Origin of the sequence: Pseudomonas sp. JS3066 (genome assembly GCF_036328175.1) — a bacterium.
GTDB lineage: Bacteria > Pseudomonadota > Gammaproteobacteria > Pseudomonadales > Pseudomonadaceae > Metapseudomonas.
The window spans coordinates 5867564-5892502 of the sequence record NZ_CP143312.1 but is presented as its reverse complement, the minus strand read 5'-3'; the positions used below and the strand labels follow the sequence as shown (position 1 = coordinate 5892502).

At 64.4% G+C, this 24939-nt stretch carries 16 protein-coding genes; 6 read left to right on the top strand and 10 right to left on the bottom strand.

Features of this window, described 5'->3' with window-relative positions; genetic code table 11:
• Window positions 1–13 precede the first annotated feature (13 nt).
• The 4 genes from SA496_RS27660 (at window position 14) to SA496_RS27645 (ending at window position 5742) form a co-directional block, all read left to right on the top strand.
• The gene (locus SA496_RS27660) at window positions 14–1486 is read left to right on the top strand and encodes a CapA family protein (RefSeq protein ID WP_330114778.1); all 1473 of its coding nucleotides are present in this window, start codon (window positions 14–16) and stop codon (window positions 1484–1486) included.
• A gap of 144 nt (window positions 1487–1630) precedes the next feature.
• The gene (locus SA496_RS27655) at window positions 1631–2707 is read left to right on the top strand and encodes a M14 family metallopeptidase (protein WP_330114777.1); all 1077 of its coding nucleotides are present in this window, start codon (window positions 1631–1633) and stop codon (window positions 2705–2707) included.
• Window positions 2708–2819: 112 nt separating this feature from the next.
• Window positions 2820–3581 carry a substrate-binding periplasmic protein gene (locus tag SA496_RS27650; RefSeq protein WP_330114776.1) on the top strand — a complete coding sequence of 254 codons (762 nt, stop codon included), beginning with the start codon at window positions 2820–2822 and terminating at the stop codon, window positions 3579–3581.
• Between the two features lie 181 nt (window positions 3582–3762).
• Window positions 3763–5742: a DEAD/DEAH box helicase gene (locus SA496_RS27645; RefSeq protein WP_330114775.1), complete on the top strand. Its 1980-nt coding sequence runs from the start codon at window positions 3763–3765 to the stop codon at window positions 5740–5742.
• A gap of 260 nt (window positions 5743–6002) precedes the next feature.
• Here the strand turns inward: SA496_RS27645 and SA496_RS27640 are convergent, their stop codons facing one another.
• The 3 genes from SA496_RS27640 to SA496_RS27630 all read right to left on the bottom strand — a co-directional run bounded on the left by SA496_RS27640 (window position 6003) and on the right by SA496_RS27630 (window position 8874).
• Window positions 6003–6578: a YceI family protein gene (locus SA496_RS27640; RefSeq protein WP_120653536.1), complete on the bottom strand. Its 576-nt coding sequence runs from the start codon at window positions 6576–6578 to the stop codon at window positions 6003–6005.
• Window positions 6579–6609: 31 nt separating this feature from the next.
• A complete protein-coding gene (locus SA496_RS27635; protein ID WP_120653537.1) occupies window positions 6610–7164 on the bottom strand; it encodes a cytochrome b in 555 nt (184 codons plus the stop codon).
• 234 nt (window positions 7165–7398) lie between these two features.
• Window positions 7399–8874 carry a flavin monoamine oxidase family protein gene (locus tag SA496_RS27630; protein ID WP_120653538.1) on the bottom strand — a complete coding sequence of 492 codons (1476 nt, stop codon included), beginning with the start codon at window positions 8872–8874 and terminating at the stop codon, window positions 7399–7401.
• A gap of 162 nt (window positions 8875–9036) precedes the next feature.
• Between SA496_RS27630 and SA496_RS27625 the strand changes: the two genes are divergently transcribed.
• The gene (locus SA496_RS27625; RefSeq protein WP_330114774.1) at window positions 9037–10443 is read left to right on the top strand and encodes an adenosylmethionine--8-amino-7-oxononanoate transaminase; all 1407 of its coding nucleotides are present in this window, start codon (window positions 9037–9039) and stop codon (window positions 10441–10443) included.
• 156 nt (window positions 10444–10599) lie between these two features.
• Entirely contained in the window at window positions 10600–11319 is a 720-nt protein-coding gene (locus tag SA496_RS27620) for a 16S rRNA (uracil(1498)-N(3))-methyltransferase (RefSeq protein ID WP_330114773.1), read from the top strand.
• Between the two features lie 115 nt (window positions 11320–11434).
• Here the strand turns inward: SA496_RS27620 and SA496_RS27615 are convergent, their stop codons facing one another.
• From SA496_RS27615 to pilH, 7 genes are all read right to left on the bottom strand, one after another.
• Window positions 11435–11905 carry a chemotaxis protein CheW gene (locus SA496_RS27615; RefSeq protein ID WP_153918760.1) on the bottom strand — a complete coding sequence of 157 codons (471 nt, stop codon included), beginning with the start codon at window positions 11903–11905 and terminating at the stop codon, window positions 11435–11437.
• Between the two features lie 10 nt (window positions 11906–11915).
• The gene (locus SA496_RS27610; protein ID WP_120653542.1) at window positions 11916–12935 is read right to left on the bottom strand and encodes a chemotaxis protein CheB; all 1020 of its coding nucleotides are present in this window, start codon (window positions 12933–12935) and stop codon (window positions 11916–11918) included.
• Window positions 12932–20824 (bottom strand): Hpt domain-containing protein, encoded by a 7893-nt coding sequence (locus tag SA496_RS27605; RefSeq protein WP_330114772.1) that lies wholly within the window; start codon window positions 20822–20824, stop codon window positions 12932–12934. Before SA496_RS27605 ends, SA496_RS27610 begins: the two co-directional genes overlap by 4 nt.
• A gap of 9 nt (window positions 20825–20833) precedes the next feature.
• Window positions 20834–21694 carry a protein-glutamate O-methyltransferase gene (locus SA496_RS27600; protein ID WP_120655302.1) on the bottom strand — a complete coding sequence of 287 codons (861 nt, stop codon included), beginning with the start codon at window positions 21692–21694 and terminating at the stop codon, window positions 20834–20836.
• A 62-nt stretch (window positions 21695–21756) separates the two neighbouring features.
• Window positions 21757–23805: a methyl-accepting chemotaxis protein gene (locus SA496_RS27595; protein WP_153918756.1), complete on the bottom strand. Its 2049-nt coding sequence runs from the start codon at window positions 23803–23805 to the stop codon at window positions 21757–21759.
• A gap of 139 nt (window positions 23806–23944) precedes the next feature.
• Window positions 23945–24481, bottom strand: coding sequence for a chemotaxis protein CheW (locus tag SA496_RS27590; RefSeq protein ID WP_120653545.1), 537 nt, complete (start codon window positions 24479–24481; stop codon window positions 23945–23947).
• Window positions 24482–24536: 55 nt separating this feature from the next.
• Window positions 24537–24902, bottom strand: a complete 366-nt coding sequence (gene pilH / locus SA496_RS27585) for a twitching motility response regulator PilH (RefSeq protein ID WP_077524194.1) — start codon at window positions 24900–24902, stop codon at window positions 24537–24539.
• Window positions 24903–24939: the final 37 nt, after the last annotated feature.

Sequence of the window (24939 nt, the reverse complement as noted above, 5' to 3'; positions counted from 1 at the left end):
AGGAAATCGCTCCATGTATCAACGTGTCAAAGCCCCGCAGCAGCGGCCCGCCACCCTCGAGTTGCAACCCACCTGGCGCGAGGCCGAGGTCGAAGACGGCTTCTGCGTGGTCGCCGTTGGCGACATCATCATCACCCACGCCATCGCCCAGAAGCTCAAGCGCAAGTCGCCGGAGTTGCTGGCAATCCTCGGCCGGGGCGATGTGGTGGTCGGCAACTACGAAGGCTCGGCCATCGACCTGAAGACCTACGACGGCTACCCGGAAGCCGAGTCCGGCTTCGCCTGGCTGATCAGTGACCCGGACGCCCCGGCGGACCTCGCCGCCCTGGGCTTCAACCTGATGGCCCGCGCCAACAACCATGCCCTGGACTGGGGCGCGGCAGGCATGCGCATGACCAATGAGCTGCTGGATGCCGCCGGCATCGCCCACGCAGGAACCGGCGCCAGTCTCTCCGCCGCTCGCGCCCCGGCCTTCGTCAACACGGACTGCGCGCGGGTGTCACTGATCTCCTACGCAACCACCTTCGAAGCCAATTCACCGGCCAACGATGGCCTCGGCGTGGTGCCGCCGCGTCCCGGCCTGAACCCGCTGCGCACAACGCCCCATCGACTGGTATCGGCCGAAGACTTCGCCGTACTCAAGCGCCTCAACGACCAGGAAGCGTTCCAGGACCATTACCTGCTCAAAGCCCTCTACGGCCAGCACAGCGTGCACCTGGGGATGGCACTGCACTACCGCGTCGACCCAAGCGCCGCGCCGGGCTCCCTACGCATCCACTACGAGTGCGACAAGCGCGACCAGGCGGACATCCTGCTGAACCTGCGCCAGGCCAAGCAAACCTCCGACTTCACCATCGTCGCCCAGCACACCCACGAGCCGGACAACTTCACCTCCTCAGTGCCCAATTACCTGCCGGCACTGGCCCGCAGCCTGGTGGACAACGGCGCCGACATGCTCTGCGGCCATGGCCCGCACCAGATCCGCGGCATCGAGGTCTACAACGGCAAGCCGCTGCTCTACTCCCTGGGCAATTTCTGCTTCATGGACAACAGCCAGCAGGTGATTGCCCGTGACGAGTGGGAAGAAATGGAATGGTTGGCCGCCGAGGCCATCGTCGGCCCCAAGGGCATCACCAACCCGCGCATTTCCACTCCGGCCGAATTCCTCGAGTGGAAACGCGTGGTGGGCATCTTCAGTGAGCCGATCTGGTTCGAAAGCGTGGTTGCTGAATGCCGCTTCAACGCCGAAGGCCGCCTCAAGGAACTGCTGCTACACCCCATCGAACTGGGCTTCGAAGGACGTGACGCCGAGCGCGGCATTCCGCGCCTGGCCTTCGACAGCGAGGACAACCAGCAGCAGGCACGGCGCATCCTCGAGCGCCTGCAGGTGCTGTCCGCGGAATTCGGTACACGGATCGAGATCGACACCGTGGAGTTCGGCCAACGCATCAGCAGCATTGGCCGGGTGCTGATTCCGACAACCTGATCGACTCGCGCCACATCTGGCGGCCCACCCGGCCTCCGGACGCCCTCCAACCCTGATTCGCTGTCGCCAGGCGCCGGCCACAAGCCGGTGCCCGGGCACGGCTACGCCCGTGAACGACCAAAGGCGCCTGACCCGGAACCTGAAATGGACCTGACCTGTTTCTCTCGCGATTACGCGGAGGCCCGCGAAAAATTCCTCGAAATCTGCCACCAGCGCCGCCTCACCGTGGAATCCCATAACCACCCGATGCAGGGTCGCGACAATGAGCAACTTGCACTGGATGTGGCCTTCAGTGGCCCGCGCGACGCCGCCAACCTGCTGGTGATCAGCAGCGGCTGTCACGGCGTCGAGGGATTCTGCGGCTCGGCGATCCAGATCGACCGTCTGCGCGACGGAGACTGGAACGAGCGCTGCCGGCGCGACAACCTCGCCGTGCTTTACCTACACGCACTCAATCCCTACGGCTTCTCCTGGTTGCGGCGGGTGAACGAAGACAACGTCGACCTGAATCGCAACTTCGTCGACTTCGGCCAACCGCTGGCGAACAACCCCGATTACCGGGCGGTGGCCCCCTGGCTGATGCGGCCGGGGCTGCTGAGCGACTTGCGTCTGGTGGGCTATGCACTGCGTCATGGCAGGAAAAGCCTGCAGGCCGCTATTTCACGGGGCCAGCACAGTGACCCGCATGGCCTGTTCTTCGCCGGCGCCCGCCCAACCTGGAGCAACCTGACCCTGCGCCGGGTACTGCGCGAACACGCTCGCCAGTGCCGGCGTATCGCCTGGATCGACGTGCATACCGGGCTCGGACCACAGGGCGTCGGCGAGCGCATCTACAAAGGCCGCCAGCGTGCCGAAGACATCGCCCGCGCACGCCATTGGTGGGGCGAGCAAGTCACCAACAGCGCCGAAGGCAACTCGGTGTCGGCCCGACTCAACGGCACGCTCGACCAGATGGTGATGAGCGAATGCGCCCAGGCCCAGTACAACGGCCTGACCTTGGAATACGGCACGCTGCCCGGACGCAAGGTCCTCTCCGCACTACGTGCCGAGCAGTGGCTGCAAAACCACCCGAATACCGCTCCGGCGGTCCACCAGCGCATCAAGGAGCGCCTGCGCGGCGCGTTCTATCCGCAGCGGGACGGTTGGAAGCGCGAGGTGCTCGACCAGGCGCGCGAAGTGCTCGACCAGGCCCTGGCCGGGCTGGCCAGCCCCCTGGGTTGATGGCGACTGTAGCCGCCTTCGTGATCGCCCCAGTGGCGAAGGCGGTCACAGCTTCGGCGCATTGACCTTCGACTTACTACCCATCGCGCTTGCGGCCACGTAATCTGGCCACATGCCAGTACTTCGCATAGTCCTTCTCACCCTGCTCGCATGTCTCGGCTCAGCCGCCCTGGCCGAGCCCCTGCGCATTGTCAGCGAACCCTGGGCGCCCTACATATTCGAAGAAGAAGGTCAACTCCGTGGCCTGGATTACGAGGCCAGCGCCATCGTTTTCCAACGCATGGGCATCGAGGTCCAGTGGAGTCTGATGCCCTGGAAGCGCTGCCTGATGGAATTGGAAAACGGTCAGGCCGACGCGGTGCTGGACATCTTTCGCAATCAGGAACGCGAGTCGCAGATGGTCTTCCCCGCAGAACCGCTGTCGGAAGTGGAGTTCGTGCTGTTCTATGCGCGGCAACGACCCTACCCGTTCCAGCGCCTGGCCGATCTTCGGGGCCTCAAGATAGGTGTTTCCCCCGGTTACTGGTACGCCGACCAGGCTTTTCGTACCTCGCCACTGTTCACCCGCGAACCGGCGCCGACCCACGAGGCCAATCTCGGCAAGCTGGTGCGCGATCGGGTCGATCTCGTGGTCAACGACCGCCGCGCCGGCCTATACCTCGTCCACCAGATGGGCCTGGAAACGCAGATCGCCAGTCATCCCAGGGCGATCAGCCGCGACCGCTTGTACCTCGCCTTCCGCCGTCAATCGCAACTGGAAAGCCTGGCCGCGCCCTTCGGCGAAACGCTCAGGCGTTTCAAGCAGGAACCGGCGTACGCACAGCTCGTGGCCCGTTACCGCGAACCGGGCCAGGAAATCTCCAGCAACCGTTGAGCGCCGCGATGGCTGTACATTCTCGAGGAGCTGTTATACTCGGCGCTCCGTCAGGCATACGCCCGGATGCTGAGCCACCCTAGAGCCAGCAGGACCGGTCGGGATCGCGAGCCATCGCTGCGATTCGAGCCAGACAAGATCACCCTTTCGGGCCAGCCCCTAGAACTACACAGGATCTCCCATGTCCTTTGCTTCCCTCGGTCTCTCCGAGGCATTGGTCGGCGCTGTCGAAGCCGCCGGCTACGCCCAGCCCACCCCCGTGCAACAGCGGGCGATTCCCGCCGTGTTGCAAGGTCGCGACCTGATGGTTGCGGCCCAGACTGGCACCGGCAAGACTGCCGGTTTCGCGCTGCCGATTCTCGAGCGCCTGTTCCCCAACGGTCACCCAGACAAATCCCAGCGGCACGGCCCGCGCCAGACGCGTGTACTGGTCCTGACCCCAACCCGCGAACTCGCGGCCCAGGTCCATGACAGCTTCAAGCTCTATGCCCGTGACCTGCATCTGGTCAGCACCTGCATCTTCGGCGGCGTCGGCATGAATCCGCAGATCCAGGCCGTTTCCAAGGGCGTGGACATCCTGGTGGCCTGCCCCGGCCGCCTGCTCGACCTGGTTGGCCAGGGCGCCGTCGACCTCTCCCATGTGGAGATCCTGGTGCTCGACGAAGCCGACCGGATGCTCGACATGGGCTTCATTCACGATGTGAAGAAAGTCCTCGCCAGGCTGCCGTCCAAGCGCCAGAACCTGCTGTTCTCGGCGACCTTCTCGAAAGACATCGTCGACCTCGCCAACAAGCTGCTGCACGATCCCGAACGCATTGAAGTGACGCCGCCGAATACCACGGTGGAGCGCATCGAGCAGCGCGTGTTCCACCTGCCAGCCGGCCACAAGCGCGCCTTGCTGGCGCACCTGATCACGGTCGGTGCCTGGGAACAGGTGCTGGTCTTCACCCGCACCAAGCACGGCGCCAACCGTCTGGCCGAGTACCTGACCAAGCACGGTCTGCCCGCCGCGGCGATCCACGGCAACAAGAGCCAGAACGCTCGCACCAAGGCCCTGGCAGACTTCAAGGCCAACGACGTGCGTATCCTGGTGGCGACCGATATCGCTGCCCGCGGCCTGGACATCGACCAACTGCCCCATGTGGTCAACTTCGAACTGCCCAACGTCGAGGAAGACTATGTGCACCGCATCGGCCGTACCGGCCGTGCCGGCCGCAGTGGTGAAGCCATCTCCCTGGTTGCCCCGGACGAAGACAAGCTGCTCAAGGCCATCGAGCGCCTGACCAAGCAGAAGATCCCGGCCGGCGATACCCAGGGCTTTGACCCAGCGACTGTCGAAGCCGAACGCCCCGAGGCCCGGGCGCCGCGCCCCGAGCGCCAGCCGCGCGCCGACAAGCCCAAGCGCGAAGGCAAGCCGCAGCAAGCGTCCCAGGGTCCCAGTGAGGCCAAGGAAGCTGGCGACGACTCCGAAGCCAAGCCGCGCAAGAGCCGCAACCGCCGCAGGGGCAAAGGCAAAAGCCAGGAACAGCAGGGCCAGGGCCAGGAGCAGAAGGCTGCAGCCCCGCAGCAACAACCCAAACAGGCACGTCCGCAACGCCCGCCGCAGCCGGCGGCTGATCGTGACCCTGAAGAGTTCCTCGACGACGACGTGGACAACTTCGGCAATCGCGCCGACTACGTCAGCCCCTACCCGCCCAAAGGCCAGAACCAGGGTCGCAATCAGCGCCGTGGCGGCCAGGGCCAGGCTCAAGGCCAAAAACAGGGTCAGAAGCAGGGCCAGGGCCAGGGCCAGGGACAAGCCCAGGGCCGCAGCGGCCAGGGGCGTGGGCAAGGCCAGGGTGAGAACCAGGGCCGGCGCCAAGGCGGTGGTGGTCAGGGCAGCGGCCAGAAGCAACAGGGCCAGAAGCAAGGCCAGCAGCGTCAGGGCAAGCCCGCCAACAAGACTCGCGGCAACGGCCAGCGCCGTGGTGAAGATCAACTGGTATCCCGTAGTCGCGACGAGCCAGCGGTTCAGGATCCTCGCGCCAACAAACCGGCTCCGAAGATCATCATGAAAGAGTCCCGCGCCGACCGTTTCCCAACGCCGGAGCAGTTGGACGAGCTGCAGCAGAGCAACCGCCCGCGCGGTGAGAAACCAGCATTGCTGACCCGCAATCGCTGAGTCCCTCCTGCTCATGAAAACGCCGGCCCAGTGCCGGCGTTTTCGTTTCCGGGGGTTCGTGCATTTTCGGCAGGAGGGGTTTCAACCGCAATGCAGGTCAAAGGCCTGTCTGCACGAATCGGCGGAGCTGCCTCACGTCGATTTCGCGGATGATTTCGCTCCCACAACGCCGGGCATCCGAACGCCCGCACGTCCCATGGTGAGCCGGACAGCAAAACGCCGGCTGTGAGCCGGCGTCCTGATACTGCGGGAAAGCGAGCTTAGGAACGCACACCCTCGAAGGAGATGATCAGCTCGGCTTCCTGGGAGGCCGGGCCGAGGTCCTTCTGGATGGCGAAGTCCTTCAGCTTGATCGTGGTGGTGCCTTCGAAACCGGCACGGTAGCCGCCCCACGGATCGTCGCCCTGGCCAACGAACTTGGCCTTGATCACGACGGGTTTGGTCACGCCGTTCAGGGTCAGGTTGCCGGTCACGTCGGCAGTGCCCTGGCCGGTGGACTTGACCGAGGTCGACTCGAAGGTGGCGGTGGGGTTCTTGCTAACGTTCAGGAAGTCGCCGCTCTTGATGTGCTTGTCACGCTCGGCGTGGTTGGTATCAACGCTGGCGGTCTTCAGGGTGACCTTGATCTTGCTGGCCTCGGGGTTCTTCTCATCGAAGCTGAAGGTGCCGTCGAAATCCTTGAAGGTCCCGTAGATGTAGCTGTAGCCCAGGTGGCCGATCTTGAAGTTGACGAAGGCGTGCTGGCCTTCCTTGTCGATCACGTAGTCGGCGGCCATGGCCTGGCCAGCGAACAGTGCGGCACCGAGGGTCAGGGCAGCGAAGGTTTTCTTCAGCATCGGTGAATCTCCTTGTTGAAAGGTTGCAGCATTATTTGGCGGCGCGTCCGAGCATGCGGGTCAGGGTCGCGTCGCGGTCGATGAAATGGTGCTTGAGAGCGGCCAGGGCGTGTATACCGGCGAAAATCAGCAGGCCCCAGGCAAGGTATTCGTGGATGGCGCCGGCGACATCTTCCTGGTCAGGAATGGCGGTGAGGGTGGCGGGCACTTCGAACAGGCCGAACACGGCAATGCCACGGCCCTCGGCGGTGGAAATCAGGTAACCGGAAATCATCAGGGCGAAGAGGCCGACGTAGAGCACCAGGTGACCGACCTTGGAGCCCAGGCGGGTCATCGGACCATGGTTGGGCAGTGCCGGCGGCGGCGGGCTGATGAAGCGCCAGGCCAGGCGCGCGACCATCACCAGGAACAGCAGGATGCCGATGCCCTTGTGGATATCAGGAGCGGTCTTGTACCAGCTGCTGTAGTAGTTCAGACCGACCATCCACAGGCCCAGGGCGAACAGACCGACGAAGACGATGGCCACACCCCAATGCAGAAGAACACTGACCAGGCCGAAGCGGGACGGAGAGTTACGCCATTGCATGAAATGAATCCTTGGAAACACAGGCTGGGTGAACGCGACTGATAAAGCCTAGCGGCTAATCTATCGAATTAAAGCGGAAAATTTCGCTTTGAAATATCGAGCAATACGATCATTTATAACGAATGGATCTTTGCAGGATTTTGTCGAAGGAACTGACTGAAAGTTCGTCAGCCGCTGCCGAACGGCGCGGCGGAGGGGACCGGCGGCGGAAAGACCCGCCGCCGGAGGTGCAACTCAGTTGAACAGGCGGGAGAAGAAGCCCTTCTTCTCTGCCGTGGCAGCCGCCTTGGGCGTCGCTACAGGCTTGGCTTCGGCCACGGTTTCGACCGGACCCACGGCCTTGCCGGCCTTGAGGTCGGCCACCTGGGTGGCGGCGCGCTGGCCGCTGCGCAGGGCCCCTTCTAGGGTCCCTGGATACAGCGCATCGGTATGCTCGCCAGCAAACACCACGCGCCCCAGAGGCTGCTCCCACATGCGCCAGTAGAGGCTGATTTCGCCCGGCCCATAGGCCAGGTAGGCGCCACCGGCCAACGCATCCTTGCCGTAACGACGCAGTTCGAAGCCCTTGAACTGTTCGCGGGCGCCTGGGAAATGCTTGTCGAAGCGGATCAGCACCTGATCGACCATCTGCCGGTCGCCGAAAGCCTGCATCAGGCGGGCGTTGTCGCCGGACAGGTTGATCAGCAGGTTGGCGCCGCCCTTCAGGGCCGGCTCGACCCAGAGCATACCCAGCCCCTGGTCGCTATAGACCTCGCCGGAAAGGCGGCTCTTGCCCCATACCGGTTTCTTGAACTGCAGCAGCATCTGATCGCGCCAGCCGTAGTTGATGTCCTTCAGCGCGCGCAGCTGCAGGGCCGACAGAGAAGGCGTCATGCTGATCTTGCCCAGGGCCGGCAGCGGTACGGCAAGCACGACGTAATCAGCCTGGTAGCCAGCACCGCCGACCTTCACGGTCACGCCGTCCTTCTCCTGCACGATGGCGGAGACGCGGGCGTTGGTCTTGATGGTCTTGATCTGCTTGGCCATGGCCTGGGCCAACCCCTGGCTGCCGCCGGGCAGGCGAGCAGCGCGCATCTCGGTATCCGGCAGGCCACGATAGACGCGCGCCTGCTGGGCGAGGTAAAGCAGCGACAGGCGCGACGGCTCGTCGTAGCGCGAGCGGATGCGCTGATCCACCAGGGCCTTGGCAGTCGGCGGCAGGCTCAGCTTTTCCAGCCAGCGCGCCACGCTAATGGAGTCGAGGGTCTGCAGGGTGTGATTGGCCAGCGGCTTCATCGGATCGTCGATCGAGGCGGCCAGGTCATCCAGGCTCTTGTCGAAACGCTTCAGGCCTTCGACGGTACTGGGCGCTTCCTTGAGCAGGTCGGCCTCGGAGAAGTAGCGACCGTTCACCAGGTAGCCTGGATTGCGCACGTAGTCCGGCGCGGGCACGGCCTTCAGCTTGAACTGGTCGAGGTAACGATACAGGCTCGGCTGCAGCTTGGCGCTACCGACCCACTCGCTGGCGGCCAGGCCAGAGCGCCCGCCGATGCTCGGCTTGGCCTCCAGCACGGTGACCTGCCAGCCCTTCTGCTGCAGCTCGTAGGCCGAGGTCAGGCCCGCCATGCCGCCACCGATGACGATGGCCGTCGGCTGCTTGTCCTTGGCCAGCGCAGTCGCACTCAGCCCTCCCACTATGATCAGCGCCAAGGCGCGCCAGGCTGCTGGCATGAAAATCTCCCCCGGTAAAACAGTGTCGTTCTGAATTGGCGCGCAGGATACGCCAGCCCCGACGGCCCGAACAGACGTGCCTTCCGGGCGGCAGGCAGCGTCCTGCTTGTCCAGGGCGGAGGCATTGCATAGGCTTCGCCGATCGCTACAGGAGAACGACCCATGGGCCTCAATGCCGACTGGATGCAACGCGACCTCGCTGTGCTCTGGCACCCCTGCACCCAGATGAAAGATCACGAACGCTTGCCGGTGGTACCGATCCGCAGGGGCGAAGGCGTCTGGCTGGAGGACTTCGAGGGCAAGCGCTACCTGGATGCCGTCAGCTCCTGGTGGGTGAACGTCTTCGGCCACGCCAACCCACGTATCAACCAGCGCATCAAGGACCAGGTTGACCAGCTGGAGCACGTGATCCTCGCAGGCTTCAGCCACCAGCCGGTGATTGAACTGTCCGAGCGCCTGGTGAAGATCACCCCCAAGGGCCTGGACCGGGTTTTCTATGCCGACAACGGCTCCTCCGGCATCGAAGTGGCGCTGAAGATGAGCTATCACTTCTGGCGTAACCAGGGACTGGAACGCAAGAAGCGCTTCGTCACCCTGACCAACAGCTACCACGGGGAAACCGTTGCGGCGATGTCGGTGGGCGACGTCGCCCTGTTCACCGAAACCTACAAGTCGCTGCTGCTGGACACCCTCAAGGTGCCCAGCCCGGACTGCTTCCTGCGTCCCGACGGCATGGGCTGGGAGGAACACTCACGCGCCATGTTCGCCCACATGGAGCAGGCCCTGGCCGAGCACCATGACGAGGTCGCCGCCGTGATCGTCGAGCCGCTGATCCAAGGCGCCGGCGGGATGCGCATGTACCACCCGGTCTACCTCAAGCTGCTGCGGGAGGCCTGCGACCGCTATGGCGTGCACCTGATCCACGACGAGATCGCCGTCGGTTTCGGCCGCACCGGCACCATGTTCGCCTGCGAGCAGGCCGGTATTGCCCCGGACTTCCTGGTGCTGTCCAAGGCCCTGACAGGTGGTTACCTGCCAATGGCCGCAGTGCTCACCTCCGAGGCCGTGTACCAGGGCTTCTACGACGACTACCAGACCCTGCGAGCGTTCCTCCACTCGCACACCTACACCGGCAACCCGCTGGCTTGCGCCGCCGCCCTGGCCACTCTCGACATCTTCGAGCAGGACCGGGTGATCGAAGCCAACCGCAAGCTGGCGATGCGCATGACCACCGCAACCGCGCACCTGGCGGATCATCCGCACGTGGCAGAAGTGCGCCAGACCGGCATGGTGCTGGCCATCGAGATGGTCCAGGACAAGGCCAGCAAGGCGCCCTTCCCGTGGCAGGAACGCCGGGGACTGAAAGTCTTCCAGCACGCACTGGAGCGCGGCGCCCTGCTGCGCCCGCTGGGCAATGTGGTGTATTTCCTGCCGCCCTACGTGATCACCGAGGAACAGATCGACTTCCTTGCCGAGGTGGCCAGCGAAGGCATCGACATCGCCACCCGCGACTCGGTGAGCGTGCCGGTGGCGGCGGACCTGCACCCAAACCACCGCGATCCGGGCTGATCACCGCCTCTGCGCAGGTTAGGCCGAACTAGACGAGGCCCGACGATCCAGTCTTGAAACTCGATTGTTGGGCTTCGCTGCGCTCAGCACCAACCTACACGGCATCGCCGCCAGGCCTTAAACTGCGCGCCTTGTCCCACCTTTGTCCTAACGCCCATGCGCCTTTCCCGCTTTTTCATCGACGCCCCGCTCTCCCTCGGCCAGCACGAGCTGCCTGAGGCCCAGGCCCACTACATTGGCCGCGTCCTGCGCCTTGCCGCTGGAGATGCCGTACAGCTGTTCGACGGCTCCGGCCAGGAGTACCTCGGCGAACTGATCGAAGTGGGCAAGAAGTCTGTAAGGGTCGATCTGCGCGAGTCCTTCGCCGGTATGACTGAATCGCCTCTGCGGGTGCACCTGGGTCAGGGCCTGTCGCGTGGCGAACGCATGGACTGGGCGATCCAGAAGGCCACTGAACTGGGCGTGGCCGAGATCAGCCCGATCGTCAGCGAACGTTGTGAAGTGCGCCTGAAGGACGAGCGCGCCGACAAGCGCCTCGCCCACTGGCGCCAGATCGCGATCAGCGCCTGCGAGCAATGTGGCCGGTCGGTACTACCGGTTATCCACGCGCCAATCACGCTAGGCGATTGGCAGCGCGACATTCAGGCAGATCTCAAGCTGGTCCTGCACCCGGTAGCCGAGCCCCTGGCCAGCCACGCCAGGCCGGACAACCTGGCCTTCCTGATTGGCCCCGAGGGCGGGCTTTCCGAGGCTGAGGTGGATGCCGCAAAGGCAGCGGGCTTCCACGCCGCGCGACTGGGGCCACGGGTGCTGCGCACCGAAACGGCACCGGTAGTGGCGCTCAGTGTTGCTCAACAACTCTGGGGTGATTTCTAGCCCCATGCTCTGGCCAGGTTGGTCTGAGCTGCGCGAAGCCCAACGAGCGAAATAGCCGGAGAAATGCTGGGCCCCGTTGCACAAGGACCAACCCACGGCATTCAGCCCCGCTGAATCAGATCAAACCGGCATCGGCCAGCATCTGCTCCAGCGCTACAAGGTCGGGGATCTTCGCCACGTCGGTGCCGAGCTGCACCGAATCCAGCTCCAGCGCCGCCAGCGGCGCATTGGCACGGCGCACATCTTCTTCGAGCTTCAGCGAACGGGGAATACCTTGCAGCAACAAGGCAATGAACTTCACGTGCGGGCGACCGCCGAGGGCGTTGAGCACGGCCACCCGGGCACCTGAACCAACCTTCGCCTCACCACCGGCGGCGGCCTCGAAGGAGAGCAATGGCAGGCGCAGGTCGCGCCACGCCACCTGGCCCAGCAGCCAGGCCGGCAGTCCCGGTGTCGCCTGGGGAGCGCGATAGGGAATGAGTTCGGCCAACGCCACGTTGGGCACCAGCAGGGTACGGTCGGACAGCGGCAGCAGCAGCCCCGTAAGGCTGGCGGAACTGTTTTGGGTGGTAACGGCTTGGCTCATGTGAATTCCTTTAGCTGCACTGTGCGGCCAGATGTTCGACCAGCTTCGCCGCCAGCTCGCGCGGGTCGCCGCTGAAGCTGCTGTAGCCACCTTCGCGCAGACTGTCGGGCATGCTCGAGCAGGCGCAGCTCTCGGCGCTCTGTGTCCAGATCAGTCCACCTTGCCGGCGCAGGTAGGCAGCCGCGGCGCTGCCATCGCTCCCCATGCCGCTGAAGGCGATGACACCGCATTGGGCGCCGTAGTGCTGGGCCAGGTTGAGCATGGCCTGGTCGATGGACGGGCTGTAGGGCTCTGGCCAGGGGCGCTCGCTCACCTGCATCTGGCCGTCTTCGGTGAAATCCAGCTCACGGCTGATGGGCGCCACGACGACCTCGCCGCAGCGCACGGCATCGGCGTTACGAACCTGATTGACGTGCCACTGACTGTGGCGACCCACCGCCTGGGGCAGCGCGCCCTCGAAGCTGGGGTCGATGTGCTGGGCATAGATGAAGCCGATGGGCAGGCCACCGGGCAGGGCATCCAGGAACGCCTTGACCGCAGCCGGCCCGCCGAGGGAGGCGGCCAGCAGCCAAACCTGGCGTGCCGGCTCACCTGCCACCAGCGGTGTATCGGCCAGTGCCCTGGGCAATTCGAGACGCGCAGGACGCTGGGCATCCGCCAGCAGGCTCTCCAGGCTCGGCCCTACCGCCACCGCGGGGTCGCCGACGAGCTTCTTCAGCTTGCCGAACAGGCGCCGCTCCCAGCGCGGGTAGTGCTCGGAATGGCGTTCGGGAGCGTGGCCTTCGCCGAACAGGACCGGGGCGCTGGCATGTTCCAGCAGGCTGTCCACCAGGGGAGAGTCCTCGGACAGGGCCAGGTCCACCAGCCACAGGTCCGCCTCGCAGGCACCGAGGGCTTCGTCATCGAGGCGTGCCGGATCGCTGTTGAGTACGACCTGGTAGCCATTGCCGGTCAGAGCCTGCTGCAGCACATGGCGCTGCAGCGAAGTGTCGGCGAGCACGGCGATCCGTGCGGAAGTCTTCTCTGTCATGTCCGTTTGACCAGATGCTGGATGGATTCGAGCAGCAGCGATTCCTGGTAGGGCTTGCCCAGGTAGTCATTGACGCCGATGGCCATGGCGCGCTCACGGTGTTTCTCACCGGTACGCGAGGTGATCATGATGATCGGCAGGTCCTTCAGGCGTTCGTCGTGGCGGACCAGGGTCGCCACCTCGAAGCCATCCATGCGAGGCATCTCGATGTCCAGCAGCATGATGTCCGGACGCTGCTCCTGCAGCAGGGCGATGGCGTCCACCCCGTCCTTGGCGGTGAGTACGTTCATACCGTTGCGCTCCAGCAGGCGGCTGGTGACCTTGCGTACGGTCACCGAGTCGTCCACCACCATCACCAGCGGCGGACGTTCCAGATCCACCTCTGCCGGCAGGACTGTGGCGCTGGCCGAACGCAGTTGCGGCTGCACCAGGTGAGCGTGGCGCGTACGAATGGTCGCCAGCAGATCGAGGATCACGACCACGCGGCCATCACCGAGGATGGTGGCACCGGAGATACCGTGGACGCCGGCGAACTGCGGGCCGAGGCTCTTCACCACGATTTCGCGGGACCCCACAAGGGCGTCTACCTGCACGGCCACGGCGTGTTCGGAAGAGCGCACCAGAATCACCGGCAACGGCAGGCTCTGGCCCACCAGCTTGGGTTGCTGGCCGTTGTCCAGCAGGTCGCCCAGGTACTTCAGCTCGTAGTTCTGCCCGGCGTACTCGAAACGAGGCGCATCGGGCTGGTAGTAGGTTTCCAGCTCGTAGGGCGAAACACGCACGATGCCTTCGATGGTGTTCAGCGGGATTGCATAGAGGTCTTCGCCGGAAAGCACCATCAGCGCACGGTTCACCGACACGGTGAACGGAAGGCGGATAAGGAAGCGGCTACCCTCGCCCGGGATCGAGTCGATGCTCATGGTGCCACCGAGCTGCTTCACCTCGGAGTGCACCACGTCCATGCCGACGCCACGGCCGGAAATCTGGGTGACCTTGTCGGCCGTGGAGAAACCCGGTTCGAGGATGAACTGCAGCACTTCGTGGTCCGACAGGTCGGACTCCACGTCCATCATGCCGCGCTCGATCGCCTTGCGACGCACAGCTTCGAGCTTGATGCCGGCGCCGTCGTCAGCCAGGGTGAGGACAATGTCGCCACCCTCGCGGCCGAGATTCAGGCGGATGGTACCGCTCTCCGGCTTGCCGGCGGCGCGGCGCGCCTCGGCACTCTCAACGCCATGGTCGACCGCGTTGCGCAGCATGTGTTCCAGCGGCGCCACCATGCGTTCCAGCACGGTACGGTCCATCTCGCCTTCAGCGTTGCCGACGACGAATTCCACCTGCTTGTCGAGTTCGCTGGCCACTTGCCGGACGATACGGCGCAGACGGGGTACGAGGCGGTCGAAGGGCACCATGCGCGTACGCATCAGGCCTTCCTGCAACTCGGTGTTCACCCGCGCCTGTTGCAGCAGCAGGGTTTCCGCATCGCGGTTTTTCGCCGCCAGGGTTTCCTTGAGGTCGAGCAAGTCGGACGCGGACTCGAACAGCGCTCGCGACAGCTGTTGCAGCTGCGAGTGACGGTCCATTTCCAGCGGGTCGAAATCCTCGTAGCCAGCCCGCTCGGCTTCTGCCTGGTAGCGGCTGAGAATCTGCGCCTGGGTCTCGGTGTCGAGACGGCGCAACTGGTCACGCACCCGCTCGATGGTGGACTCCATCTCGCTCAAGGTGAAGCTGAAGTCGCTGACTTGCTGTTCCACCCGGCCACGGAAGATGGAGGTCTCACCCGCCAGGTTGACCAGGCCTTCGAGCAGTTCGGCAGGTACCTTCACCAGCTCCTGAGGCGCGCGACGCGCGGCGGCCTCCTGTGCGGCTTCACGGGCACGGTGAACGAACGGCAACACTCGTTCTTCACCGACCACCAGAGGCTGAACGCTGGCGGCGACGATTGGCGCGACCAATTGGGGCACTTCCGGCTGGTTCGATACGTGCGGCGGCGCCAGGTCTTCGGCGATGCTCTGATCGAGTTGCTGGCGCAAGTCTTCCAGCTCGGCCTGCAGACCTTCGTATCCCGATTGCACATCGAGGAACAGGCTTTCCGGCCAGGGTGCGCCCTGTTGCTGGGCCTCGACCAGGTGTTGTTCGAGATCGTGGGTGAGGTCGCCCAGGCGCTTCTGTCCGGCCAGCCGCGCACCGCCCTTGAGCGTGTGCAGCACGCGCAGAATCTCTTCCACATGGGCGCCGTCTTCGCGCGACTCCTCCCAGCGGCCGATAGCGGTTTCCATGGCCTCCAAGAGGTCGTCGGCCTCTTCCAGGAAGATGTCGAGGATATCTGCCTCGGCCACGGCTTCCAGGTCATCCGCGGCGGCAGGCTGCAGATGCACGGCACTCGGTACGCTCAACTGTTCGCTGGGATTGGTGCGCCAGCGCTGGATGGCGTCGATCAGTGCCTGCCCACCAGGCAAGGGGCGGCGTGCGCGCACCGCGTCGAGCATTTCGCTCAGACGGTCCTGGCAGGCCTGCAACAGACCGAACAGGGCCGGGCTGGCCCGCAGGCGACCGCCGCAAAGGCCTTCGTAGAGGAATTCCAGTTCATGGGCAAGGTCGCCGATGGGTCCGATCTCGGCCATCCGCGCACCGCCCTTGAGGGTGTGCAGGTCCCGTTGCAGGGACTCGACTTCCAGGCTGTTGTCCGGGTACTCGATCCAGCGCTGCAGGGCGGCACCGGCACTGTCGAGGATGTCGAAACCCTCCTCGAGGAAGATTTCCACCAACTCCGGGTCCTGGTCGCTATCGAAGGGCTGGGGGGCGCTATAGGCGGCCGGCTCTTCAGCAACGCGCATTTCCAGCAACTCGGACAGGGACGTTTCGTCCATGACCTGGGTGGCTACATCCAGCTCCGACTCTTCAAGCTCTTCGTTGGCGGCTGCCAACGGCTCGCCCGGACCAGCGGCGTCTTCGTCGTCGAAATCCTGCTCGTCGAAGGCTTCGGCTTCGGGTAACGGCTGCACTACAGCGGCGGACAGGCTCTGCGCACCACCCTGGCGAAAGCCCCGGATGTCCTGGATCAACTGCAGCGGATCGGTCAGGGCGCGGCGGGCCTGGAGCTGTTCCAGCAGCGAAGCGAGGCAGTCGTGGCTCTTCTGCAGCAGTTCGGCCAGGCGCGGCGAATGGCTGTAGCGGCGGTCCACCAGACCTTCGTAGAGGGATTCCAGTTCGTGGGCGAGATCGCCGATGGGGCGGATCTCAGCCATGCGCGCACCGCCCTTGAGAGTGTGCAGGTCACGCTGCAGGGCCAGCAGGGCCGGTTTATTGTCCGGCTCACCGAGCCAGCGTTCCAAGGCCTTGCCGGCACTATCGAGGATGTCCACTGCCTCTTCGAGGAAGATCGACACCATCTCTTCGTCCAGGGCAGCCGGAACCTCATCCAGTGGCTCGGTCTCGGGCGCCTGTTCGGGATCGAAGGACGCCAGCTCGGGCAATGCCACTTCCTGCAGGGCCAGCGGCGCTTCCACCAGTTCGGGCAGCGGCGGGATGTCGTCGACGCGCGCCCAATCGGCGGCGTCCGCGTCCAGCTCCTCGATCTCCAGATCGGGGATGCCAGGCTCCAGCAGCGCCAAGGCCGTCGGGTCGACCACGTCCTGCAGCAGGGTGCGCAGGGCCTGGGCACGCTCCGGCTGGGGCGTGACCTCCAGCGCTGCAGCGACCTGGTCCATCATGCCGATCAGGGCCTCGTGGGCAGCATCGGCTTCGCTGAAGAAGCGCTCGCTGACCGGCAGGCTGCCTTCGTCGACAGCGCCGTAGACATCCAGCAGGGCCTCGCAGAGTTCTTCGATCTGCGGCAGCTCGGCCATCTCGGCACCACGGCCGAGCGTATTCAGTTCTTCCAGCAGCGCGCCCAGTTCCTGGCGCTCGGCCGGGTGCTCACGCCAACGCCGCAGCAGATCTTCGGCGTCCAGCAGGATGTCCATGCCTTCCGCGAGGAACAGGGAGATCATCTGCGGATCGCGAGTCTCGCCCTTGTCATCACGGCGAGCGGCGCTGGCCGCGTCCAATCGGTCCTGATGCAGCTTCTGGATGCGCTCCAGCAGTTCATTGGTGCCGGGAATCGCCGCCAACGGCGTGCTGTCGAGCTGGGCCACGCCCTGATGCAGGAGGTTCAGCGCCTCGCGCAGCAGTTCGGCCTCGGAAAGGTCGATGCTGAGCAGGTTGGTCTTGTATTCCTTGGCCAGTTTTTCCAGCGGCGTGGCGATCTCGGCGATCGGCAGGATGCCCGCCATGTGCGCGCTGCCCTTGAGGGTGTGCAGGGCACGCTGGAGGTCATCGTTGATGGTCTGTGGCAATTCGTGGTCGCAGGCCTTGATGAAGCCGGCGAGGGTTTCCAGGTGCAGTTCCGCCTCGTTACGGAAGATTTCCAGCAGTTGCGGGTCCAGCGCCTCGCCGGACTCGGTGATGACCGGAGCATGCGGCTCGCCCACGGGCTCGATGGCCTGATCTGAACCCGGGGCTTCAGATTTTGGGAGGAGTTGCCCCTTGGCCAGGGCGTGAGCCGTGGCGGCCAACTGGTCGACGTCATCACGCTGGCGCTGGGCCTTGCCGGCGTAGTCCTCGACCAAGGCGGGAAGCAGGTCGACCACATCCTGGACCACCTGGTAGACCGGCTCACTGGTCTCGATGCTGCGATCCAGCACGCGGTTGAGCAGGTTCTCCACCGACCAGGACAGTTCGCCAATGACCAGTGCACGCACCATGCGTCCACTGCCCTTGAGGGTGTGGAAGGCGCGGCGCACTTCGCCCAGGGCGTCACGGTCATTGCTATCGGCACGCCAGCGCGGCAGGTACTCGGCCAGGGTCTCCAGCACTTCGCCGGCTTCTTCGATAAAGACTTCCTGCAGCTCGTCGTCCACGGGTTCTTCGTCGGCTGGCGGTGGCAGCAGACTCGGCGGCACCTCGCGGGCCGGCGGATTGAAGGCGGGCACCGGGGCTGCCATGACTTCGGCCAGCGACAGCGGCCGTTCCGCAGGCTCTTGCACCGGCGCTTCCTCCGGTGCGCTGGGCAACTCCACTTCCGGCAGGCCAAGTTCGGCGAGGGCGGCTTCGTCCCACTCCAGCGGAGCCGGCAGGTCCTCCAGGTTCATGGCTTCCAGCTCGACTACCGGTTCGGCGTCGGGCAGGGTATCCAACTCGTCGAAGTCCAGGCTCGGCAGCGCCTCGAGGTCGGCTTGCGGCATTTCCAGCGCCGGCTGATCACCAGGCAGGGCCGGCGGGAGTTCTTCCAGGTCGGCGAGGTCGAAGCTCGGCAACGGCTGGTTCTCGTCGAACTCCAGCGGCGTGTCGAGGCTGAAGTCGAGCAGTTCGCCGTCCTCCGCCAGCGGCTCCTCGGCCAAGGCGGGCAGGCTGTCCAGCTCGGCCAGATCAAGGCTGGGCAGGACCTCGTCACCCTTTATCGGCTCGAGTTCCAGGCTCGCAACGGCCTCGGGCTCCAGCGGAGTGTCCAGGCTGAGTTCGATGGTATCAGCCGCCTGCTCGGCCTCCAGCGCGTCCAGACTCCAATCGTCTTCGGAGAGCAGCAGTTCGCTTTCGGCAGTAGGTAGCTCGGCCGAAAGCTCCAGGGGAGCATCCAGGCTCAAGTCGATGCTTTCGGCGGCGGGTTCGGTCTCCAGCTCGCCCAGGCTCCAGTTGTCATCAGAGACCAGCAGTTCGCTCTCGGCGACCGGAACTTCAGCAGCAGCCAGTTCCAGCGGCGCGTCCAGGCCGAGGTCGATAGCTTTGGCGGCCGGCTCTGCCTCAAGATCGTCCAGGCTCCAGCTATCATTGGATGCGGTCAGTTCACTTGCAGCAGTTGGCGTTTCAGTCGCAGCAGCCAATTCCAGCGGTGCGTCCAGGCTGAGATCGATGCTATCGGCGGCCGGCTCGGCCTCAAGCTCTCCCAGGCTCCAGTTGTCATCGGAAACCAGCATTTCGCTCTCGACGGCCGATGTTGCGGCATCGCCAAGCGGTTCGGGCTCTACATCCAGGCCGAGGTCGACGCCATCGGCGGCCGGCACGAACGAGAATGCCTCGGGCATCACCGCTTCCGGCTCGTCTTCAGGATCAAGATGCTGGTGCAACTCCGACTCTTCGGCCGCCAGCACTTCGATTTCCTGAAGCGGATTGACCAGGGGGGCCGGGGCCTCGTCCTCATCCACCCGATCGAGGATGGATGGCTTTTCCTTCAACGGGTAACCCAGGGATTCCAGGCTTTCCTCGGCCACGTCGAGGATCAGGTCGCCCTGGGCAGCATGGTCCTCGGATAGGCGTTCGAGGTAGTACTCCACGCTGGTGATGGCATCGGCCAGGGTATCCAGGCTCTGCCAGTTGGGCACGGCCTTGCGGGCCAGCAGCTGTTCCTGGATGTAGCGGTTGCAGGCTTCCAGCAGGGCGGCGGCGCGCGGTAGCGGAATCATCGCCAGACCGCCTCGCGCCTGGGTCAGCAGCTCCGGGACGCGAGCCAGGTGCTCATGGTTCCACTGCGAAGCGATGAACTCGATAATCGCGTCCTTGGCCTGTTCCAGGCCATTGCGCGCCTCCTTGATGACCAATTGGTGAATCTGCGCCACGTCGGTGGTGGGCAGGTGGCTTTCTTCCGCAGCGCCTTCGTCCGCCGGACCGACCATGCCGGCCAGGGTGGCTTCGACGTAGAGCAGCGCGCCGGCGACATCCATCAGTACCGCGTCGCTGGGTTCACGCTGGCCAAGCGACAGGCCGTGAATAACGTCGATCTGATCGAGGATGACCTTGCGCGGCTGGCCGAAGCCCAGCACCGCCAGGGTGTCGGCGATCTGCTTGAGCGGCGGCAGCAGGGAGTCCAGTTCGGCGACCCCACTGCGGTCGCTGCGAACGAAGAGGTCGAGGCTGTCCTTGACCCGCACCAGCTCCTCACAGAGCGCAGTAACCACTGAGCGCATGGCATCGCGGTCGGGGCCGGCAAGGCGGGCGCGTTCCTCGTCTACCACGGCGGTGTCGGGCAGGGCTTCATCGAGGCGATAGCGCTCCTTCAGGGCGCGGATACGCGGCGACTGGGCCGGAGCCTTGGCGATATAGAACAGCAGGTTTTTCACCAGGTCTTCCGGAGCGGCCTGGTTGAAACCATCGGCGCCCTGTTCAAGCAGGCGCTTGAGCTCCTTGTCCACTTGGCGCAGCAGGTTGCGCACCGAGGAACCGTTGACCACCGAGCCATTGGCCAGGCCTTCCACCAGGCCCGAGGCGATCTGCCAGAGTGGGCCGAGAGGCGCGTCCTGGCAGAGTGATTCGAGGCGCGCGAACACTCGCGCCATGTAGCCGAGGTTGGCGGCCAGGTCCTGGTTGCGGATTACACCGACCAGGGCGGTTTGCAGCATCTGCCGCAGCTTGCGCAGGAGGACCGGTAGTTCGGCAGTACGCATGCGCGCCAAGGTGTCCATCGACAGCGCAGGCAGCATGCTGGAAAGGTCCGGCGCGAACAGACTGGTTTCCGAGAGCAGGTTGTCGCCGCGGGCGGCACGCAGGTCGTTGAGCAGCGGGAGCAGGACCATCGGCAAGTCACGACGGGCGCTCTGGATGCGGTCCAGGTAGGGAGGCAGCTGCAGGATGGCCTGCATCAGCACTTCCAGGGCCTCGCCCCGGTTGGCCGCTCGGCCTTCCATCAGCGCCTGGGCCAGTCGCTCCATTTCCTCGGCGAGCAGGGCCGCGCCATAGAACTCGACCATCTGCAGCGTGCCCTGGACCTGGTGGATATAGGTCAGGCAGAAACGCATGCGCGTCGGGTCCTGCGGGTTCTCGACGAAGGCCTCGAGGGCCTGCCGTGCCTGCTTCAGGGTTTCCGCGATCTCGCCCTTTACCCACTCGAGGGCAACGTAGTCGTGCCGATCAGTCATAGCCGTCTGCTATCCCTTCCGGGTGAATGCCAGAACCTGTTCATTGGCCACCGGCTCAAGGTCCGGATGTTGCCAACCTAATACTTCGCCCACGCCCAGCACCATCAGGCCTCCCGGCGCCAGGCTCTCGGCCAGGCGATTGAGAATTTCCCGACGGCGCCAGCGGCGGAAGTAGATCAACAGGTTCTGACAGAAAATTACGTCCATGCCGGACATTGGCGCCTTGGCCAGTTCCAGCACATTGAGCCGGGCACAGCACACCCGTGCGGCCAAGCTCGGCACTATCTTGTAGCGACCATCGTCCTGGGCCTGGAAATAGCGCTCGGTAAGCGCTTTTTCCAGTTGTTCCAGGCGGCGGGCGCCATACAGGCCCTCACGGGCCTTGGCCAGGGCATTGAGGCTGATGTCGGTGCCGGTGACGCCGAAATACTCCGGCTGCTCGGTGCCGCCCAGCGCCTCGGCCGCCACCATGGCCAGGGAATAGGGTTCTTCACCGCTGGAGCAACCCACGCTCCAGATCTCCAGGGGCCTTGCCAAGCCACCTTCGACACGCCCACGCAGGTAATTCGCAAGCAGTTCGAAGGATGCCGGGTGGCGGAAGAATCGAGTCTCCTGCACGGTCAGGCGATCCAGCAGGGTCGACCATTCCACCGCGCCACGCGGCCCGTCGGTGACCTGGCGGTAATAGCTGGCGTAGTCCTGGACCCCCAGCTCGCGCATGCGCGCGCTGAGATTGGCCTGGAGGAAGGACCGACGCTGGTCGCTGACCACCACGCCGGTGCGTTCCTCGAGTAGCTTCTGCCAGTCGTGAAACTCGGCTGTCGTCATGTCGGCCAGGGGTTTCAAGGCCCAGACGCCGCCCGACTGCATGCTGTCGTGCCCTTGATTCATGGCCATCGTGCCGCGACCTCAGGCCGCGGCGCCTCCCCTGGTCAGGCTATGTCCTGAGCTTCCGGCAGCTTGAAGCCGGAAACCGACTTGCGCATCTCGCTCGCCATCTTCGCCAGGTTGCCGATGCTCTTCGCGGTGGCGGTGGTACCGGCAGAGGTCTGCGAGGTGATCTCCTGAATCACGTTCATGGTGTTGGAGATATGGCCGGCGGAGGACGCTTGCTGACGAGCGGCGTTGGAGATGTTCTGGATGAGCGCCGCGAGGGTCTTGGATACCTTCTCGATCTCTTCCAGAGCCACACCGGCGTCCTGGGCCAGGCGAGCACCACGGACCACTTCGGAAGTGGTCTGCTCCATGGAGATAACCGCTTCGTTGGTGTCGGTCTGAATGGTCTTCACCAGCGCCTCGATCTGCTTGGTCGCGGCGGAGGAACGTTCTGCGAGGCGCTGTACCTCGTCCGCTACCACGGCGAAGCCGCGGCCCGCGTCACCGGCCATGGACGCCTGGATCGCAGCGTTAAGGGCGAGGATGTTGGTCTGGTCGGCGATGTCGTTGATCAGGCTCACGATGTCACCGATCTCCTGGGACGATTCACCGAGGCGTTTGATCCGCTTCGAGGTGTCCTGGATCTGCTCACGGATGTTGTCCATGCCGGTGATGGTGTTGTGCACCACTTCGTTGCCCTTGTTGGCGATGGCTACGGAGCGTTCCGCTACCGCCGAGGACTCGGAGGCGTTCGCCGATACCTGGTCAATGGACACGGCCATCTCGTTGATCGCGGCAGAGGCGCCGGCAATTTCCTGGGCCTGGTGCTCGGAAGCCTCGGCCAGGTGCATGGCGGTGGCCTGGGTTTCCTGGGCGGCGGCGGCCACCTGCACGGCAGTCAGGTTGATGGTTTCAACCAGCTCGCGGAGCTGGTCGATGGAGTAGTTGATGGAGTCCGCAATCGCACCGGTGAAGTCCTCGGTCACGGTCGCTGCCACGGTCAGGTCACCGTCGGCGAGGTCGGCAATTTCGTCGAGCAGACGCAGAATCGCCGCCTGGTTACGTTCGTTCTTCGCGGCGGTTTCGGCCAGTCGGCTACGGGTGCTCTGTACCATCACCAGGCCGATGAGGATGATCGCGCCCAGTGCGAGGGCGCCCAGCACGTAACCGGCCAGGGTGTTCAGGCCACGGCCATTGGCCAGGTTCTCGAAGCCGGTGGTCAGGGCGGACGCCTTGTCCAGCAGGGTCTGGGAGCCAGTGAAGATGGTGTTGGCGGATTCACGAACCTGGAAGAGTTCCGGCGAGGTCTCGAGGATCTCGTCCACCGAACCAGAAACGAATTCGAAGAGTTCGGAAATCTCCTGCAGGCGCTCCAGCGCCTCGGTGTTGGTGACCTTGGAGATATCCATCGCCGCGTTGCCTTCGAGCATCGCGTTCAGTACGCGGCCGAACAGGCTGGCGTCACGACCGAACATGTCGGCGGCCTGCACCGAATCTTCGTCACCGGCCAGAACCTTGTTCACCGAACCCAGGATACGTTCTGCCAGCAGCGACTGGCGTTGGGCCACGGAAACCTGGCTGGCGGGCGCGCCGCTTTCGAGGAGGATGTCCACGACTTCCTCGTACTCGACCTGCAGCTGCGGAATGGTTTCTGCAAGGGTGGCGGCTACCTGGTGCAGGGACAGTACGGTCTGTTCGCTGGCCAGGATGGCGTCGGCGTTCTTGCGCAGGCTGTCCCAATCCTTCTGCACCGTATCCACTTCGCCCTTCACGGCAACAGGTGCGGCAGGCAGGCCGGTAGAGGCGTCGCCCTTGACCAGGAAATTCCAGCGCTTCTCGAAGTCGTTACGTGCGTCTTTCAACAGAGCGAAGGCCTCGGCCTTGCCCGCCGCGGCCTCGGTGGAGTTCTTGGCGATACGCTGGGACAGCACGCGCAGCTCGCCTGCGTGGCTGATGTATTCCTTGTCGTAGTTCGCCTGGGTGTTGAGGTACGCGAAGTTCGCGAACAGCAGCACGATGGCGATGATCAGGACCACGAAGAGTCCAGCGATCAGCGACGTACTGCGCACCCCTGAAAACAGATTGCCTGCGTTTAGTCTTTTCATTATCGGGCCCCCGCCTGGACCAACCACTTTATTCCCATGTAACGCCAAAGGGCCGGCAAAGCCGGCCCAACCTTGAAGTCACGGCCCCGGGGTTCTGCCTCTGGGACCGATACAGGACGCTGGGCGCCCTGCGTAATAACTAGACAGCTACCTCGAGGAACTCCTGGTGCTGTGCGAGTGCGTGCGGGCTGAATACCAGCCAGGGCTGCTCGCGATGGAAAACACCATGGATGAAGGGCTGGATACTGGCCTCCAGGGGAGGCAACTCCTCACTGAAGGAATCCACCAGGAAATGCTGCATGCCGAAGACTTCGTCGACGATCAGCCCGGCGAAGATCTCCTGGTGGTCCACCACCAGGACGCGGCGCTGCTTGCGCAGGGGCGACAACTCGCTGCCGAAGAAACCGCATAGATCCATGACCGGCAACAGGCGTCCGCGCACGTTGGAAACGCCCTTGACCCAGGTCTTCACACCGGGAAGCGAAGTGTGGCGCGGCTCGTGCAGCACTTCACTGACCTCGCCCATAGGCGCCACGAACAGGCGCTCGCCCATTCGGAAACCAATGCCGCTCCAGCTCTGCACCACCTGCTGTTGCGCAGGCAGGCCCGCCGCCAGCGCGCGACAGCGCTGGTCGATTTCGAACAGGAGCTGGAAGGGAGTCTGCGAATCCGACATGACGACCGGCCTTGGCCTTTTTCTAATAATTATCTTGCAGGGACCGGCTCGGCATTCAACCGGCCAGTACTGCGCTCAGGGTCTTGATCAGGGTGTCTTCTTCAATCGGTTTGGTCAGGTAATCCTTGGCGCCCTGACGCTTGCCCCAGACCTTGTCGGTCTCTTGGTCCTTGGTGGTAACGATGATCACCGGGATGTGGCTGGTTTCGGCGTCCTTGGTCAGCTGACGGGTCGCCTGGAAACCATTGAGGCCGGGCATCACGATGTCCATCAGGACGGCATCCGGCTTCTCCTGGCGGGCCAGGGCCACGCCATCGGCGCCATTCTCGGCCTTGAGTACCTGGTGACCGTGCTTCTCGAGCATGGCGGTCAACTTGTACATCTCGGTAGGCGAGTCATCAACAATCAGAATTCGAGCCATGGTGTTCCCCATACGGAAAGGCTTCACCGGCCATAAG

Coding starts and splice junctions, on each gene's coding strand:
- SA496_RS27615 (WP_153918760.1), bottom strand. CDS start 11,905: ATGAGCCAAGCCGTTACCACCCAAAACAGTTCCGCCAGCCTTACGGGG.
- SA496_RS27630 (WP_120653538.1), bottom strand. CDS start 8,874: ATGCCAGCAGCCTGGCGCGCCTTGGCGCTGATCATAGTGGGAGGGCTG.
- SA496_RS27650 (WP_330114776.1), top strand. CDS start 2,820: ATGCCAGTACTTCGCATAGTCCTTCTCACCCTGCTCGCATGTCTCGGC.
- SA496_RS27635 (WP_120653537.1), bottom strand. CDS start 7,164: ATGCAATGGCGTAACTCTCCGTCCCGCTTCGGCCTGGTCAGTGTTCTT.
- SA496_RS27590 (WP_120653545.1), bottom strand. CDS start 24,481: ATGTCGGATTCGCAGACTCCCTTCCAGCTCCTGTTCGAAATCGACCAG.
- SA496_RS27620 (WP_330114773.1), top strand. CDS start 10,600: ATGCGCCTTTCCCGCTTTTTCATCGACGCCCCGCTCTCCCTCGGCCAG.
- SA496_RS27660 (WP_330114778.1), top strand. CDS start 14: ATGTATCAACGTGTCAAAGCCCCGCAGCAGCGGCCCGCCACCCTCGAG.
- pilH (WP_077524194.1), bottom strand. CDS start 24,902: ATGGCTCGAATTCTGATTGTTGATGACTCGCCTACCGAGATGTACAAG.
- SA496_RS27605 (WP_330114772.1), bottom strand. CDS start 20,824: ATGACTGATCGGCACGACTACGTTGCCCTCGAGTGGGTAAAGGGCGAG.
- SA496_RS27595 (WP_153918756.1), bottom strand. CDS start 23,805: ATGAAAAGACTAAACGCAGGCAATCTGTTTTCAGGGGTGCGCAGTACG.
- SA496_RS27600 (WP_120655302.1), bottom strand. CDS start 21,694: ATGCAGTCGGGCGGCGTCTGGGCCTTGAAACCCCTGGCCGACATGACG.
- SA496_RS27640 (WP_120653536.1), bottom strand. CDS start 6,578: ATGCTGAAGAAAACCTTCGCTGCCCTGACCCTCGGTGCCGCACTGTTC.
- SA496_RS27655 (WP_330114777.1), top strand. CDS start 1,631: ATGGACCTGACCTGTTTCTCTCGCGATTACGCGGAGGCCCGCGAAAAA.
- SA496_RS27625 (WP_330114774.1), top strand. CDS start 9,037: ATGGGCCTCAATGCCGACTGGATGCAACGCGACCTCGCTGTGCTCTGG.
- SA496_RS27645 (WP_330114775.1), top strand. CDS start 3,763: ATGTCCTTTGCTTCCCTCGGTCTCTCCGAGGCATTGGTCGGCGCTGTC.
- SA496_RS27610 (WP_120653542.1), bottom strand. CDS start 12,935: ATGACAGAGAAGACTTCCGCACGGATCGCCGTGCTCGCCGACACTTCG.